Source organism: Spirosoma sp. KNUC1025, from assembly GCF_045160025.1.
Lineage (GTDB): Bacteria > Bacteroidota > Bacteroidia > Cytophagales > Spirosomataceae > Spirosoma.
Window position 1 is genome coordinate 3,361,263 of record NZ_CP087139.1, and the last position, 16,613, is coordinate 3,377,875.

General features: G+C 50.2%; 11 protein-coding genes. 7 read left to right on the top strand and 4 right to left on the bottom strand.

The annotated features are described in order from the left end of the window. Nucleotides 1-58 precede the first annotated feature (58 nt). The 6 genes from LN737_RS14580 to LN737_RS14605 all read left to right on the top strand — a co-directional run bounded on the left by LN737_RS14580 (nt 59) and on the right by LN737_RS14605 (nt 9,529). The gene (locus LN737_RS14580) at nt 59-1,132 is read left to right on the top strand and encodes a creatininase family protein (protein WP_405519987.1); all 1,074 of its coding nucleotides are present in this window, start codon (nt 59-61) and stop codon (nt 1,130-1,132) included. 195 nt (nt 1,133-1,327) lie between these two features. Next, nucleotides 1,328-1,969, top strand: coding sequence for a response regulator transcription factor (locus LN737_RS14585; protein ID WP_405519989.1), 642 nt, complete (start codon nt 1,328-1,330; stop codon nt 1,967-1,969). 239 nt (nt 1,970-2,208) lie between these two features. Further along, nucleotides 2,209-3,594 (top strand): FAD-binding oxidoreductase, encoded by a 1,386-nt coding sequence (locus LN737_RS14590; protein ID WP_405519991.1) that lies wholly within the window; start codon nt 2,209-2,211, stop codon nt 3,592-3,594. 149 nt (nt 3,595-3,743) lie between these two features. Further along, nucleotides 3,744-5,576 (top strand): outer membrane beta-barrel family protein, encoded by a 1,833-nt coding sequence (locus LN737_RS14595; protein ID WP_405519993.1) that lies wholly within the window; start codon nt 3,744-3,746, stop codon nt 5,574-5,576. 67 nt (nt 5,577-5,643) lie between these two features. Next, entirely contained in the window at nt 5,644-8,814 is a 3,171-nt protein-coding gene (locus LN737_RS14600; protein ID WP_405519994.1) for a two-component regulator propeller domain-containing protein, read from the top strand. Nucleotides 8,815-9,274: 460 nt separating this feature from the next. After that, on the top strand, nt 9,275-9,529 hold the full coding sequence (locus LN737_RS14605) for a hypothetical protein (RefSeq protein ID WP_405519996.1): 255 nt from the start codon (nt 9,275-9,277) through the stop codon (nt 9,527-9,529). A 369-nt stretch (nt 9,530-9,898) separates the two neighbouring features. On the opposite strand, the gene LN737_RS14610 is transcribed toward LN737_RS14605, so the two are convergent. From LN737_RS14610 to LN737_RS14625, 4 genes are all read right to left on the bottom strand, one after another. Further along, nucleotides 9,899-10,078, bottom strand: coding sequence for a hypothetical protein (locus LN737_RS14610; protein WP_405519997.1), 180 nt, complete (start codon nt 10,076-10,078; stop codon nt 9,899-9,901). 58 nt (nt 10,079-10,136) lie between these two features. Beyond that, a complete protein-coding gene (locus LN737_RS14615) occupies nt 10,137-10,475 on the bottom strand; it encodes a DUF664 domain-containing protein (protein ID WP_405519999.1) in 339 nt (112 codons plus the stop codon). Nucleotides 10,476-10,734: 259 nt separating this feature from the next. Next, a complete protein-coding gene (locus LN737_RS14620; RefSeq protein ID WP_405520001.1) occupies nt 10,735-13,218 on the bottom strand; it encodes an outer membrane beta-barrel protein in 2,484 nt (827 codons plus the stop codon). Between the two features lie 327 nt (nt 13,219-13,545). Beyond that, the gene (locus LN737_RS14625; RefSeq protein WP_405520003.1) at nt 13,546-14,244 is read right to left on the bottom strand and encodes a hypothetical protein; all 699 of its coding nucleotides are present in this window, start codon (nt 14,242-14,244) and stop codon (nt 13,546-13,548) included. Between the two features lie 332 nt (nt 14,245-14,576). Here LN737_RS14625 and LN737_RS14630 point away from each other — a divergent pair, with 332 nt between their 5' ends. Beyond that, nucleotides 14,577-16,598, top strand: coding sequence for a histidine kinase (locus LN737_RS14630; RefSeq protein WP_405520004.1), 2,022 nt, complete (start codon nt 14,577-14,579; stop codon nt 16,596-16,598). The last annotated feature ends 15 nt before the right edge of the window (nt 16,599-16,613 follow it).

Here is a 16,613-nt window from a genome sequence, read left to right on the forward strand (position 1 = left end):
GTCTGCTACGCTTCCAGCGTAAAGCTGTTATTTTTAACAGCTCAAACCCAGACTTACTATGAAACCCTCCTCAGCCTTTATCCTCGCCCTCTGGCTGGTATCGACAGCAGCGGGAGTCTCTCAGTCAATACCAGCGAAAGGCATATTTCTTGATTCGATCACCTGGCTTCAGGCCGCTAAACAACTGACGCCACAGACAGTAGTGGTGATACCCTTAGGGGCTCAGGCCAAAGAACATGGACCGCATTTGCCCCTGGGCACCGATTATATCCAGGCTCAATTTTTTGCCAGGCAGATTGCCACTACTGAACCGGTCGTTATTGCTCCTCAGTTGAACTACGGCTTCTACTTTCCCTTTATCACCTTTCCCGGCTCAACCTCGCTCCGCCATTCGGTCGCTAAACTTATGGTCGTTGATATCTGTCGCGGCCTGGCTGCTTTTGGCCCCAAGCGATTTTATGTTATCAATGAGGGCATTGCGACCAATGCAGTCTTAAAACCAGCCGCCGACTTACTTGCCCGCGAGGGTATTTTACTGAGCTTTACTGATTTGAGAGGAGAGGAAGTAGAAGCTCTGGTGAAGCGAGTTCAGCAGCAAAAAGAAGGCTCCCATGCCGACGAAATAGAAACCTCAAAAATACTTTACATGCAACCGAAGCAGGTGAATATGAAGTTGGCCAAACAAGAATATGGTATCCGAAAAGGACGTGGTTTTCCCACCTATGATTCCACCCAAAATGGCCACTACATTCCCAGTGGCATCTACGGGGATGCCACCCTGGCCAGTTATGCGAAAGGTAAAACGATTACGGAAGGCATGCTGCACATTATCAAAGCGGATCTGGATCGTTTACGCCAGACGTCCTTGCCAGCCGTTAAGATGCCTGACGTAAAGCTCTACACTGGCCAGTATGAGACAGCGGATAAAACGATGGCAACGATCAGCGATGATCAGGGGCTGGTTTGTCAATTCAGTTCCTTTCCGGCTGAGAAACTGCACGCAGACGGGGATAATTATTTTGCAGGTTTCTATTATGAAATTTGGTTTCAAACCAATGATGCCGGTGATGTCATAAGTTTACGTTTAGTTGACGTAGGTGGTCGGATCAGTTTAGCCAAAAAAGTAAAGTGATGTGTATCGAATACAGCAAACAAAAAAATCTTTAGCAGAAGTGTGCCGACAAAATCACTTTTTTATTTCAGCCCCTCGTCTGGACTTAAAATATAATTATTGGTTTTGCTGTACTGGTATCTCCCCACAATCGGGGATTGCTCTTGACAAATGCTTTGCCGTAGTTTGTTTCATAATCAACTGGTTAGGCTCATCATGCGCGTCATTCTCTACGAAGACAATACAGCCATCCGCGATTCGCTCTCCATTCTCTTGGAGGGAATGCCCGGTATTGATTTAATTGGAGCCTTCCCCAATCCGGTTAGCTGGGATCACCAACTTCGGGATGCCCAACCGGACGTTATTATGATGGATATTGAAATGCCTGGTCTGGACGGCATTCGGGCGACCCAGGCCATCCACGCCAAATACCCCGCCATCAATATCGTCATGCTGACCGTCTTTGAAGAGGAAGACAAAATCTTCCGGGCCCTCTGCGCTGGGGCGGTGGGTTACATCCTGAAAAACTCGCCCCCTGCCCGTCTGATCGACGCCATGCAGGATGCTCACGCAGGGGGCGCTCCCCTCTCGCCAAGCATTGCCCGAAAGGCCGTACAAGTGTTCCAGCGGGTAATGCCCAACCGATATGCTCCCTCTGACGCAGAGCCACTGACCCAGCGTGAAAGCGAAACGCTCAAATATTTAGTGGAGGGATTAAGCTATAAAATGATTGCCGACCGCATGGGAGGCATTAGCTACGAAACGGTGCGCTCCTATATGAAAAGCATCTACCGCAAGCTCCACGTAGCCTCCATGACCGAGGCCGTAGCCAAAGCACTGAAAGACGGTTTGGTATAGCGTATCATCTTCTTTATTCTCTACGGCAACGTTCTTAGGATGAGGACCATGTATCCCCACATTCGGGGATTTACATGCCTATTCTTATTGGTGAATTTTGTCCCGGTCTGGATAGCGTATTGTCAGACTACCATCTGATTCAGCCAGATACGTCAGTTTTTTCGGCTGTTCGGCCAAGTGACCAACTGCGCAGTCGGATCGAGTTAACTCATTCTTAAACCTTTTTAACCATTTTCAACATGATGACTGCTGAATTACCCATTGGCCAATTCCGGGCCAGTTTACAGGGCCATGTGCTCGAACCTCACGATGTGGAGTATCAGATCGCCCGCAGCGTGTATAATGGCATGATTGATAAGTGCCCAGCCCTGATTGCCCGTTGCGCTGGTGAAGCCGACGTAATCGCATCGGTCAACTTTGCCCGCGAACACGGTCTGTTATTGGCCATCAAAGGTGGTGGACACAATGGGGCGGGTCTTGGTGTGTGTCAGGAGGGATTAGTCATTGATCTATCGCTCATGAAAAACATTGAAGTCAAGCCTAACGAGCGAACGGTGCGGGTGCAGGGGGGCTGCCTGTTACGTGAATTAGACGCAGCAACGCATGCCCACGGTCTGGCTGTACCAACCGGTATCAACGGAACGACCGGTGTCGCCGGATTGACGCTGGGCGGGGGCTTAGGCTATCTGACCCGTCAGTGTGGTCTGACTATCGATAATCTGCTCGAAGCCGACATTGTGTTGGCCAATGGGCGATTGGTGAAAGCCTCGGCAAACGAAAACGCCGATTTGTTTTGGGCCATTCGGGGTGGGGGCGGCAATTTCGGCGTGGTGACGTCTTTCCTGTTTCGGGCGCACCCCATCAGTACAGTAGTAGCCGGGCCGATGCTCTGGGACATGGCCGATGCTCGCGATGTTTTGCACTGGTACCGAATGTTTATTAAAGAGGCTCCCGATACGCTGAATGGCTGGTTTGCCTTCCTGACCGTGCCACCCGGTCCACCCTTCCCCGAGGAGCTTCATCTGAAAAAGATGTGCGGCATCGTGTGGTGTTACAGTGGCCCGGTCGGCGAAGCCGAATCCGTGTTTGAGCCAATACGTCGGTTTAAGAAGCCCGTTCTGGAAATGCTTGGCCCGATGCCTGTACCGGTTATGCAGGGCATGTTCGATGCCCTGTATCCGCCGGGGCTGCAATGGTATTGGAAAGGTGATTACGTGAATGAGTTGAGCGACGAAGCCATAGAATTGCACCTGAAACACGGCGAAGCACTTCCCTCGATGCTCTCCACCATGCACCTCTATCCCATCGATGGGGTAGCCTCGCGGGTAAGTAATGAGTCCACTGCCTGGGGCTACCGTCAGGCAACCTGGGCGATGGTGATTGCCGGCGTTGACCCCGATCCGGCTAATAAAGATGCCATCACCAACTGGGCGCGTGACTACTGGCAGGACCTGCATCCCTATAGCGCTGGTGGGTCATACATCAATTTCATGATGGAAGAAGGTGAAGATCGGGTCAAGGCTACCTACGGCGACAACTACCCCCGTTTAGCGGGTATTAAAGCCAAGTACGATCCTGGCAACCTCTTCCGGGTCAACCAGAATATCCGGCCCCAAGCTGGCTAACGGGTTGTGTCCGGTCGTCAACGCTACGTTTATAGACGTAAGAAGGGTAGCACTACCCCGAATTTGGGGATTGTGCTGCCTTGATCGATCGACCAACTTTGATTCAAGCTTAACCGACACTGAATCAGGTATGTTAAACGGTCACGGTCATGAAAACTTCGCTACTTACAATCGCTTTTCTCGCTGCTTTCTCCGATTTATTCGCGCAAACGCCAGTAAACAGTCAGCCAGCCGTGATCGACTCTCAGGGTACGGCTGGCCAAATCAACATCACAGGTGGTCTGGGATGGTACCCACGTTTGGGGAGTTCGCTGTCGGTGAATCACCGCCAGAAAGAAGCATCGTTTTACGTACTGTATTCAGTAACGAGTGACAAAACTCCGCAGCAAATCAGTAACGAATGTACTAGCCCAGTTGGTGATGGTTTCTCACACATGGCCATTACGATGAACCGCGTCGTTACACAAACCAATCACTCCCTGCGGATAGGCGCTGATCTCAATCTGGGTCAGAAAACGACGCTCGGGTTGCTGGTCTCCGGCTTCAACAACGAATCGCAGATCGATGCACACTATCGGATGCTGCTGGAGCAAAGTTCAAATCAGTCTGAGAAGACAAGCCCCCTAATCGATGGTCAGATGCTTGAAAACCGGCGCTGGCAGCAACGAATGGCTAATGTATCGTTACGGCATCAGTTGGCACCTGGTCACACCCTTTCCGTCGACATTGATTACCTTACTTATACGGACACGAATCTGAACCGATACGTAAGTCAGAACGCCGATGAACCTGCGCCCGAAACCGGAACAGCACGCCAGAATGTAACCCGGCAAACGCCCATCCACATCTATGTCGTGAAAACCCACTACGTTCGGCCAGTCGGCCAGCAAAACACGCTGGAAGTCGGCCTGAAAGCATCTCAACTCGCATTACTCAATCAGATTGATCGCCATCAACTAACCGCAACCGGCTGGCAATCGGACGTAGCATTCAGCCGGAACGACCGACTGAAGGAACGTATTGGGGCAGTCTACACGAACCTGACTACTCGCTTTTCGGACAAAACTACCCTGATCGCTGGTCTACGGGCGGAGTACACAAACAGTCAGATGTATGATGCGCTAGACGTACCACTTCTCGATCGTCGGTACATTAGCCTACTGCCCAACCTATCGTTCACCCACAAATTGAGGGATACCGAGCGTATTGAACTGGGGTATGACCGCCAAATCACTCGTTCCCCCCTCGATGCGATTGCTTCGTTCAATCTGTTCTGGGACCCACTATTCGCAACGGGTAACCCAAGCCTTCGCCCAGCGTTTGCTGATGTTATCCGGGTATCTTACACAAAGAATCAATTCACGCTGGCACTGCTTTACAGTCGCGAGCAGAATCAGCTGAGCCGATTTGCGCCGTTCATCCATCCAATCAACAACGCAATTGGTTTCGGGCCAGGCAATTTAGGCCGCTCTGATGCACTTACCTTAACCCTGAATCTACCCGTTACCATCCGCCCCTGGTGGCAAACGCAGAATAGTTTGGTGGTGACACACGGACAAAATTCACTCACACTCCAACACAGAACGTATCACATTGGTCAGGTTGGCGGGCAGTTCAATACGGACCACACATTCCGGTTGCCGCATGATTTTAAAGCAAACGTAACAGTATGGTATGCTACGTCTACGGTCAATGAATTTGGTTATCTGTGGAGCCGTGGCGAGGTAACGGCGAGCGTTCAGAAAAAACTGGCAAACAACCGGGGCACACTAACAGCCTCCATCAGCGATTTGTTCTGGACCAATCAAATTCGGTCAGTTACTTCTGTTCCTGAATTGCGCTTAGATAACCGGACTACCTTCGCCCTGAATGAACCCCGAATTGTGCGGCTGACCTATACGAGGAGTTTTGGAAAGGCTGGAATAAAAGTGACTAGCCAACGTATCGTAGCTTCCGACGACGAACGTAAACGAGTGAATTGAGCTAGGATACGATTCTGTTTATTGGCTTAAAGTTCTGTATATTAGTTTACTATTCAGTAATATACCAATGAGAGACTTGCTACAATCATCGGTCATAGGACGATGGATAGCCGCCAGTTTTTTGGTTGGCCTAATGAGTGGTTATCCGGTGTGGCTTTGGGGACAGACTGCTCCAATTCGCTGGCAGGTCGATTCATCCGCTTCTTTTGAACGCCTGACAACGGAACAGGGCCTTACCAACCACTTCGTTATCACCATCATGCAGGATCGGAAAGGCTATTTGTGGTTTGGTACTGCTACGGGATTGGATAAGTACGACGGCTATCGGTTTACGAATTATAAGTTTGATCCGCGTGATACGACGTCATTGACTAAAAATCAGGTTCTTACGCTCTGGGAGGACCCGAATGGACTGATTTGGGTGGGTACCAGTGAGGCTACCTGCCGATTCGACCCCCGTACCGAAACCTTTACGCGATTGGAGCGGAGTCCTGTCAATCCCTATGCGTTTAAATACGTCCAATCATTCCAGGAAGATAAGGCGGGTAATCTTTGGGTGGGCGGTAGTTTTGAAGGAGAGCTACGGCAAATCGACCGAAAAACGGGCATCTTCTCGGCCATCAACTACACTAATTTGCTCGGAGTCGATTCCAGCCGCACGGAGCGATTGCATCAGATTTTTAAGGATAAATCGGGTACACTCTGGGTCGGTAGTCCGACGGGTCTGCATCGGATGCACTGGTCAACCCGCGGCCCTGGTCAACCGGCTCAGGTCAGTTTCACCCATTACCGACACAATCCCACTGATCCCCGTAGCTTAAGCCATAGTTACGTAACCGGCCTGTTTGAAGATCACCGGGGGGTACTTTGGGTGATCACGGCCGATGGCGTACTCCATGCTCTGGACCGACCGTCGGGCCAGTTTACCCGCTATCCCCTTGACCCTACCCACCGACTTGTTCTCTATCGATTGCTAAAAACGTATATAGCTGAAGACCCTGACGGCAACCTCTGGATTGGCACTCTACAGAACGGACTTTTTAAATTCGATGTCGAACGTAGAATCATGACCCGATTTAGTCACGATCCAACTGACCCGGGCAGTATCATAAGTAATGGCATATATACACTGCTGGTCGATAAATCAGGTACACTCTGGGCGGGCACGAGTGATGGCGTCATTAAACTGGACCCCAATCGGAAGCCCTTCGGGTTGTACCGCCATAATCCACTGAATCCCCACTCGTTAAGTCAGAATAATATCGGGGCCATCTGCGAAGACCGACAGGGAATTATCTGGATTGGCACCTCGCGAGGGGGCTTAAATGCCTTTAATAAGACAACCGGCCAATTTACCCGCTTCCAACACGACTCGGCTAAACCGAACAGTCTCCGCAACAACTCAGTTGGGGCCATTCTCGAAGATCGGGAGGGTGTACTTTGGGTGAGCAATAGCGAAACACTGTCCCGGTATGACCGCAAACGAAACACATTTTTCCACTACAGGCTGAGTCATCCGTTTGTAGTAACCGGCCCGGTCGGCACTGATATCTACACCCTATACGAAGACCGCCAGGGGCTATTCTGGATGGGAACAACAAACGGTATTCTCAGTTTTGACCGGAAAACGGGTAAAACCGTCAGTTATCCCTACAATCCTGACAACCCGAATCAAATTAGTGACTGGGTGGCCTTATCTATTTTAGAGGACCGAAAGGGTAATTTATGGATTGGCCCGGGAAGTCAGGCACTTACCCGGTTCGACCGCAAAGCCGGAACCTATAAGCAGTACCGATACGATAGCCGCAAACCGGGCAGTATCAGTTCCGCCACCATTCCCTGTATCTATGAGGATTCCAGAGGTGCACTCTGGTTCGGCACGGGCGAAGGGGGCCTATGCCGGTTCGACCACGCTACCGAAACCTTTACAACCTTCACGGAACAGGATGGTTTGGCCGGTAACTCGGTCTTTTCCATGCTGGAAGATAATGCGGGAAATCTCTGGTTGGGCACCAACAAAGGTCTTTCCAAATTCTCTTTAGCCAAACAGACCTTTACCAACTATAGTGCCGACGAGGGATTGCAGGGGAATATGTTTACCACCCTGTTCACGGATGGAGCCGCTTTTAAAGGCCGGGATGGAACGCTTTATTTTGGCGGCACCAACGGCTTCAATGCCTTTGACCCGACTAAGATTCGCCCCAACCCACACGTACCAACCGTTGTGATCACTCAGTTTAAACTCTTTGATAAACTCTTGCCGGGTAAAAGCGAAGCCAGGGAGATCGTACTCGATCACAACCAGAACTTTTTCTCGTTTGAGTTCGCGGCCTTGAATTACACCAATTCTTTAAAGAATCAATATGCTTATCAATTGGTGGGTCTGGAAAAAGACTGGGTTCACAGTGGCACCCGGCGCTATGCCAGCTATACCGATTTAGGACCTGGTACGTACATTTTCCGCGTCAAAGGCTCCAACAACGACGGCCTCTGGAATGAAAAGGGCACCTCCATCCGCATTATCATTCAGCCCGCCTGGTGGCAAACGGTCTGGTTCAAAATACTCGTCGGATTAGCATTTGCTGGTGTGCTGTATGCCGCCTACCGCTACCGCATCAACCAGATTCGACGTGAACAGGCCATTCGCGACCAAATCTCCCGGGATCTCCACGACGATGTGGGTGGCATTCTATCCGGTATCTCCTTCTACTCGGAGGCTGCCCGTCAGATGCACCAGCAGGAGCGTTACCAGGATTCCTACCAGATGCTAATCAAAATTGCCGATAATGCCCGCCAGACCATCAGCCAGATGAGCGATGTGGTCTGGTCGATGCGCTCGGATACCAACAACGCAGGACAACTTGCCCAGCGATTAGAATCGGTAGGACGAGAGTTATTGACGGCCAGGGGTATTCAACTGAATGTAACGGCAGATGCCGAACTCGAACGACTCTCACTACGTCCCGACGTAGTACGCAACCTCTACCTGATTGGTAAAGAAGCCCTGCATAACGTAGCGAAACACTCTGGAGCCACACAGGCGCAATTGACAATACGTCAAACAGGCGGCAAAGTGTATCTACGAATTGAGGATAACGGGAAGGGCGTTGGCGATAATGCCATCGGTCAGGGTAATGGTCTGGATAGCATGAAAAAACGGGCCGAAGCGATTGGAGCCAGCTATTCCTTGAATAGTCAACCTAACAATGGAACAACGGTTTACGTCGAACAACATTGACTATCCGATATACACAACTTCACCTGAGACTTAATCCCTTCAAAAACACATTGCTGTTACAGTTTCTTATATTCTCAAAAAATGCTCCCAAGTGAGACGAAACACGTTCGTGTAGCTGCTTCTTGAATGGGGCGTATTTTTTTATTACTGTCTATTCTGGTTCTTGGCATACGCTTGTTGGGTGAGCCGTCCATGTCAGTGGCGGGGGTGCTCCTCGGTCGAAAGGATAAGTAGTTGGCAACCAGCATTCTCTGCTTGCGAGGTTTCGTTTGACAAACTTAATACCACTAGACAGAGCGCACTTGTGATACAGCAACCTGCCTTTTGACAGCCCTATTATCAGGGACAGAACGTACCTGCATTTGGTTTTAATTCACTGGGCAAGAGAACTTCAAAGTGTTTATGGTCTGACCACCCTCTACGAACAATTTTTAGGGATTTTTTCTGTATTATTGATCCCATGAATGACCCAAAGCTACAAGACTTAAGCACCCCCGACTTGCTCAAACGCAAGAAATTGACCCAATTTCTAACGGGCCTGTTGGCAGGCGTACTGTTAGTGTTATTAGGAATTAAACTCTACTCCGTCATTGTGAAAGACGATGGAATACTCGCCCTGGCCACTCCGCTTGCCCTTACCCCTATCGTCGTTATCAACCTCAGCACCCTCAAAGCCATCAAAGCTGAACTACGCGCCAGAGAGCATCAGCAATAGTTCTCTTTGGTCAACTCTGCGGTGGCGTATTAACTCGGGCAGGAAACTGGCCGGTCATTCAAAAAGCAGCCCAGCGCAGGCAACGGTGTAACGTACCTGGGTAGGCTCTATCTTGTGGCCACCATCAGCCTTTGCGTGGTTGGGTGCGGGTCAAGGTACATGCGATTGTAAGGTGAGTCTGGGGCGACAATCTGTACGTATCAAACAGTCAGCCTTGGGGCGTATCCGACTGATGGTGTTTGAGTAAAAATCAGTGTCATATAAAAACGCTCTATTCGCGTTACACGACTCTTTAGAGTCAAGTGACCGCAGCCCCGCGCCGGCGGACCAGTAGGAAACGGCAACTATTGCTCTATCCATTGACTTCACCTACAGGGCTCCTAACCCAAACGCAATCCAATCGGTGTGCGTCTCCAGCTCCCGATCAATTTCCTTATTGTCGTACGGCACTGGCCGGGAGATGAACTCCGTATCGACGACGATATTCTGCCGCTCGTTGATCACCGGGCTGTCTGTCTGCCGGTAATGTCGTTCGGTATATTTTAACATATGCTCAAGACCAGCGCCCCATTCTTTCTTTTTGGCTTCGTTAAATTCCTGTCGTCCGTCAGTTAATCTGGTAGTATTTATCGACGGCCGCCAGGTGCAGTAATAACCCTCCAAGGGTATTGGCATGGGGGGCAAATAAAAAATCGAGCTGTTCTCTGGTCAGATTTTTTACGGAATGAATAATGGTATCCCGATTATAGTTCAACATGGAAACCAGCGTACCAATTTGCGGACTATAGCTCTCAATTGGCCCAATAACCATCAGATTATTTTTAAGGGATGCCCCAAAAGCCATCGCGGACTGGGGCAGGAAATTGGGTAAAGCCCTGCAGGCGGTAGTTGCCAGGCCGCGGTTCATGAATTGCCGACGTGAAACGGCTTTGGTTAGAGAAGTCATACTGACAGGCGTTTAATACCGAAAAAATATGTTCACTAAGGTAGTTTTCTCGCCCGAATCTGCGTAAAGTTTTGATTTTCTGGCCGAAAGACTAAAGGCTTTGTTAGGCGAAGAGGATGATACGCTTAGTCAGGCTCAGTGGTTGACATACTATTCAAGCTATTCCTCTGTTGTCATAGAGTAGGGGCAATGGTCGGAAACTTCGAGTGAGTTTCCGAAAGGCTGAGTGGAGCGTGTGAGCCGTTATCAGGTTGTTGCGTTAATTGGCCCGTCGGGTTTCGTCGTCGGAGCCGGTACGTCGTTGCCGTTCGCCTTTCAGCTTCTGATTGCCAAAGGTATACGTCAGGTTCAGCAAGGCTACGCGCGTGTCGAAGGACATAACCCCTCGCTGACTGCCCGTCGGCGTGTTTACACTAGGGCGGAAACGATTCGTATGAAACACGTCCTGCAAACTGAGTTTTACCTTCAGCGCCGACGAGACCACCTTTTGTACACCCGTGTCCAGCGCACCCAGCCAGGGCGATGACCAGATACCCGTTACCGATGGAGTGCTGACCCAGCCATTGAGTTCGGCGGTCCAGCCATGACCAAGTGTAAAGGCATTATTGCCGTTGAGCCGCCCCGCTACGTTCTGAATTTGCAAAACTGTTCCTTCATAATCGTACTGAAAACGATTGTAGTAGCCCAGCACATTGGTCTGCAATTGCCATCCTTTGACTACCGTTACTGGCCAGCTTAGGGTCCATGTATAGCCCTGCGAATGGCCGAGGTTTTCTGTAGTGACGTACGTCTTGTTGCCCTCCAGGGCATGGATCGTAAAAAACATCAGATCCGACGTGTAATTGGCGCCTAACGAAACAAACACGCCGTTTTTGAGGCTTAGTTTACCTTCCAGCGCGTGGGTAAACTGGGGTTTCAGGTACGCATTTCCCTGGCTGTAGGCATAGGGGTCAACGTAGCCCCGCGCCGGGTTCAGGTTCTGGTAGTTCGGCCGGTCGATTCGGTAGCTATAGGCGAACGTCAGCGTCTGGTTCGACGACAAAGGCCCCGATACAAACAGACTCGGGAACCACTTCAGGTAATCGCGCGTAACCACCTGATTCAATGTTAACGAGTTGCCTTCCGAATGCGTATGTTCGGCCCGTAAACCCGCCTGTACACTGGCTTTTTTCCAGTTACCCGACACGCTGACGTAGGCCGCATTTACTCGCTCCGTATACTGAAAATGATTTGACAACGTAGGGTCTGGCACTAAGGCACCATCTGATCCGCTGCTCAGATTAAGATTATTGTCCGTTTTTACTGACGCACTTTTCAGGCCCGTTTCCAACTTCCAGCCTTTTGATAATGAGCGATTATAGTCAACTTTCAGCGTACGGATGTCTACTGTAGCAGGCTGAGTAATCAACAACCCGGCTACCGGAGGACTAACATCGCCGATGGCAATGAGCGTTTGGGTAAGCAGGGTATTGGAAAACTGGCGGCTGAAATGGCCTACATCAATGTCAGCACTCAACTGACCACCCGTTGACCCGAATGAATGCTGTATATTCAAATTGCCAATCTGATTCTGACTGACTATACTGTACGTTTTATGCGTCTGGGTTTGCAGGTAAATCGGTCCATTCTCGGTACGTCTGAAATTGGCCCCGGCCGGTCCATCTTCGCTATGATCACTCCAGAAACCCGTCCAGACGACACCGATCGTTGTATTTTTGGTTGGTGAAAAATCCAGTCCAGCTTTGGCATTCTGGCCCAGATCGCGAAACTTCAGGTACGTGAATTGGCTGACAACGTTACGTTGTAAAGCGTCGGTTGAGCTTGGATCGGGCTGGTTACGGTAAAGTTGAAAATTCCAGTAATTGCCACCCCGGTTCAAGCTATAATTGCCGAACAGGTTCAGTTCTTTCGCTCGGTGATTCAGTTGCAGGCTTCCCCGTTCCCGATCAAATCGACCGGAACCACCCGCAATGGATGCCGTACCATTCGTGCCTATATTACTGTTTTTCTTGAGCCGGATATTAATGATACCCGAATTACCAGCCGCGTCGTACTTGGCCGAAGGATTCGTAATCAGCTCGATCGTTTCGATGTTATCGCTCGACATGCTACGTAGCAACGCAATCACATCCTGCGCCGAGAGGTAGGTTTGTTTACCATCAATCTGGACAATAACGCCCTCTTTACCCCGTAGCTGGACCCGCTCGTTCTGGTAATCGACCGTTACGCCCGGCGATTTTTCCAGCACTTCCAGCGCGGTGCTGCCGCTGCCCACAATGCTGTTCGCTACGTTGACAACCATGCGGTCGAGTTGTTGCTCAACGAAGGGCTTTTTCGCTGTCACCTGCACTTCGTTCAGTTTGCCGGTAACTTCCGCTAACGCTAACGTAGGTACGTCAATCGGACTGTTCGTTACGTCCAATACCGTCGAATGTACTTTCTGATAGCCAACTGCACTGACCCTCACTACGTAGCGTCCGGGTTGGACGTTCTCGAAAACATAAAATCCCTGCTGATCACTGGCGGTGCCTTTGGCAAGCCGGGCCGACGTGTCGGTTGAATCGCGAGCGTTAAGCAAAGCCACACTGGCAAAAGGTACTGGCTTGCCGGTGCCATCACGGATTGCTCCGTTAAGTGTCGTCTGGCCAAACGTCTGTCTGGATACGATGGCGGTCAGCAATCCTGCGCCGATCAAAGGCCATAGGTTTACTTTTTTGATAACAGGATGTACAGAATTTTTCATGGTATGATGCGGATTTTTAAGTAGTCATTATTGAGAAAAGTATGCCTACCGACGTAATGAAACGGTAAATCGGAAATGCGTGATAGTGAATAGAAGCGGAATTGTTTTCAGGATTTGTATTAGGAACCGTACTGATGATGGCACCGAAGTGGGCAACAACTGTATAGAGTATCAATGGATGAGTCGAAGTAGCCATTGCATCGGGTAACAGCAGAGCGACGTAATGGGCAAGTCAATCAAAAAACACGCGTAAACCGGAGTAATAGGAGTTGGATTCGCTTTCACATAGTTTTTGCTTTGATCCCGTCTAACCGGCTGGTTTTAGGCTTATGGGTTAAATTGATTCAGGAGGGTATTCAGCTTAATGCTGTGGTTATCCTGGTCAATGATCAACTGGTATTGTACAGTCTTCTTCACGCCGTCAACTTCAAGGCGATACGTTCCGGTAGGGAGATGGCTTACATTTAACAGTCCAGCGTATTCATTCGCAGTAGTGTGTTTTTTGTAAAAAAACTGGTAGGACTCGTTGGCCAGGGTTATCAGCAGTTTTTCATTAGCTGGGTTTAAGTAAGAGAGTTTTACCTGGCTACTGCTGACAACTTCCAGGTTCACGGTGGGTACGTTTGAACTCGCTGACGTGATGACTTCTCCGTTCAAACGCGACTCAACTCGCTTCGGAACCGCAGTCCACTGGTTACTAGCCAATAAGTCATACGATTTCACCTGGCCAGCAATCAAGTTATGAGCGACTAACCGGTTCAACAGGTTATCAAACTGGCGAATGGTCCGTTTCGTCAAGTTGATATAGCGGTCTTTGATCTTTTCCTGATACAGCAATTCATCCTGACTGGAATAAAAGCTAACGCGGGTCATCCGGGTGCTGTAATCGGTATATAGTTTCCAGTACCCTCGGGTTGAATCTGAGCGAGGAGGCTGATAAAACGGGTTAGGCTGGGCTACGACTAAACTCACAGTCAAGAGCAAAGGGCTAACCAGTAGACTTTTCAGGAGCGAGTTAGTGGACATCGATTCGAGGTAAAAAGGGTGAACGAAACGTATTGGGACGCTAAGCAGAATTCTGGTCGAAACCAGGTATGAGCCTGGGCCGCCGTATCGTTTTCGTTTGATTGGCCAAACGTAGTCTGCTAACGAGAGGTCCGAAAAAAGGCCAGGGTGAGTGGTATGGAATTTCGCGTGAACTGTCGGAATTCTGAGCAGAGCCTGTGAACGGTCAACGGAATAGCCCACTCAAAAAAACGACCACTCACTCAAAAGACCGTCCACTCACCGTTGATGGACATGCATGAACGCGCTCATTGTCAGTATATTTAAGAAAAGTTGACGCAATGGGTCGGTATATGATTTTTGGGCTGTGGCTGATGGGGCTGACCGCATTGGCACAGGCGGGTCTGCCGCCTGTGGTTTTCAATGGGCAGCCTGTTACGGAACAAGGGCTTGACATTCGGCCCTATAGTCAGTTCTTCCCCGACTCCTCTTCTAATCCAGACCGGTCGCTGGCCTGGGTACGGAAACAACATTTTTATCGGTTTAAACCCGGCCTACGGTATCGATGGGATGTAAGCACGGACTGGTCGCGACAGCAGGTTTGGTTACGTTTTTCGATAACAAATACGCATCCAACGGATAGTGTGCGCCTGTATGCGCACGCTGGAGTTCATGCAGACATTACGCTTTACGAACTAAGCCGTACGGTTCCTGCCAACATCAGTCGAGCTGGCTTTCTATGGCGATGGAATAGCCACCCGCTAGGACCATTAGCGCTGCCGGTCATTGTTCCGCCCCGAACGACTCATCACTACTACATTCGAGTGGTTAACTTCGTACGAACGTTTGATGAATTTAAAATTTCGCTTTTCACCCGCCAAGATTTCAAGTTGTGGAATGCTAGTTGGGTTCAAATTGCCGTCTATTTGTTTGGAGCGATGGCTATGATGCTAGGATGCTTCCTGCTGATGGGTACTTATACCTTCTACCAGTACTTCCTGAATCAGGACCGGGCTTTCCTGTATTATGCACTCTATGCCAGCACGGCATTCGTCTGGGTGGTTAAAATGATGAACAGCCGGTTTGGATTGGGCCTAATCTCGGCTCCGTACTCGCTGTTGAATCACCCCAACCTGCCCTCACTGTCGTTTAGTATCGGCATTTTCTACGCCCTGTTTTTGCTTAAAATTCTGGACTTACCCGCTCGGCAGCCTAAGTTCACTCGTTTGATTCGCGGGCTAGTCTGGGTTTTGGTCGGTCAGCAGGCGCTGTCATTCGTGCAAGCGTTTGGCGGGTGGCTGTTTGCCAGCAATTTCTATTATCTGTTTCAGGACGTGCCAAACATTTTAACTGGTGCGTTGCTCATCGTTGCGACGGCGCGTAGTCGCTCACCCCTGAAGCCATACTTGCTGACGGGAGGCCTGGCCCTGTACCTCATCACGTTTTTTCCGCTCCACGGTTTTTTTCGGTTCTATGGCTTAACTCCGGTCGAAGAAACATTTATTTATTACCCACCTTTCTTTATGTCAGTTGGTATGGTGATTGACCTGTTTTGCTTTGCTCTCGCGCTGGCCTATCGAAGCCGGCTAGTTGAAGTGGAACGGAATCAGATGCAGACCCGCCATGCTCGTGATCTTGAAATTCAACTGGTTCAGCGCTCTCAGGAAATTCAGGAGCAGAGCCGCCTACTCGAAGCCCAGCACATCCGTCAGCTCGAAACCGAGTTTGAACAGAAACTGGCCGATACCGAAATGACAGCGCTACGTGCCCAGATGAACCCTCACTTCATCTTCAACTGCCTCAACTCCATCAAACTTTACACCCTCCAGAACGACGCCGACAAAGCTTCCGACTACCTCACCAAGTTCTCCCGACTTATCCGGCTGGTGCTGGAAAACTCCCGCTCTGAACTGGTACCACTTCAAAGCGAGTTGGAAGCCCTCCAGCTTTATATCGAACTGGAAGCCATGCGCTTCAAACAGAAAGTCCAATTCAGTATCCACGTAGCCCCCCGAATCGACCAGCGATTTTTGTGCATTCCGCCCCTGTTGTTGCAGCCCTACGTGGAAAATGCCATCTGGCATGGGCTGATGCACAAGTCTGAGGGCGGCACAGTGAGTGTGGAGGTGAGCCAACCGGAAGACAGCCTGCTGCACATCGAAATCACCGACGATGGGGTAGGGCGGGAGCGGGCCGCCGAGCTGAAAAGTAAGTCGGCAGGCAAGCACAAATCGTTTGGTATGCAGGTGACGGCCGACCGGATCCGGATGATCAATCAGCTTTACAATATCCAGACTCAGACCCAGATTGTGGATATGATGGATAGTTTCGGTGAGCCGTGTGGAACGCGGGTCATTCTGGAAATACCTGTATAAGCCTTTCGAATTTTC

What these genes read in the sequence shown, in the direction of transcription:
- LN737_RS14620 (WP_405520001.1), bottom strand. Translation starts at nt 13,218, where the DNA reads ATGAAAAATTCTGTACATCCTGTTATCAAAAAAGTAAACCTATGGCCT.
- LN737_RS14605 (WP_405519996.1), top strand. Translation starts at nt 9,275, where the DNA reads ATGAATGACCCAAAGCTACAAGACTTAAGCACCCCCGACTTGCTCAAA.
- LN737_RS14585 (WP_405519989.1), top strand. Translation starts at nt 1,328, where the DNA reads ATGCGCGTCATTCTCTACGAAGACAATACAGCCATCCGCGATTCGCTC.
- LN737_RS14580 (WP_405519987.1), top strand. Translation starts at nt 59, where the DNA reads ATGAAACCCTCCTCAGCCTTTATCCTCGCCCTCTGGCTGGTATCGACA.
- LN737_RS14615 (WP_405519999.1), bottom strand. Translation starts at nt 10,475, where the DNA reads ATGACTTCTCTAACCAAAGCCGTTTCACGTCGGCAATTCATGAACCGC.
- LN737_RS14595 (WP_405519993.1), top strand. Translation starts at nt 3,744, where the DNA reads ATGAAAACTTCGCTACTTACAATCGCTTTTCTCGCTGCTTTCTCCGAT.
- LN737_RS14600 (WP_405519994.1), top strand. Translation starts at nt 5,644, where the DNA reads ATGAGAGACTTGCTACAATCATCGGTCATAGGACGATGGATAGCCGCC.
- LN737_RS14610 (WP_405519997.1), bottom strand. Translation starts at nt 10,078, where the DNA reads ATGTTAAAATATACCGAACGACATTACCGGCAGACAGACAGCCCGGTG.
- LN737_RS14625 (WP_405520003.1), bottom strand. Translation starts at nt 14,244, where the DNA reads ATGTCCACTAACTCGCTCCTGAAAAGTCTACTGGTTAGCCCTTTGCTC.
- LN737_RS14630 (WP_405520004.1), top strand. Translation starts at nt 14,577, where the DNA reads ATGATTTTTGGGCTGTGGCTGATGGGGCTGACCGCATTGGCACAGGCG.
- LN737_RS14590 (WP_405519991.1), top strand. Translation starts at nt 2,209, where the DNA reads ATGATGACTGCTGAATTACCCATTGGCCAATTCCGGGCCAGTTTACAG.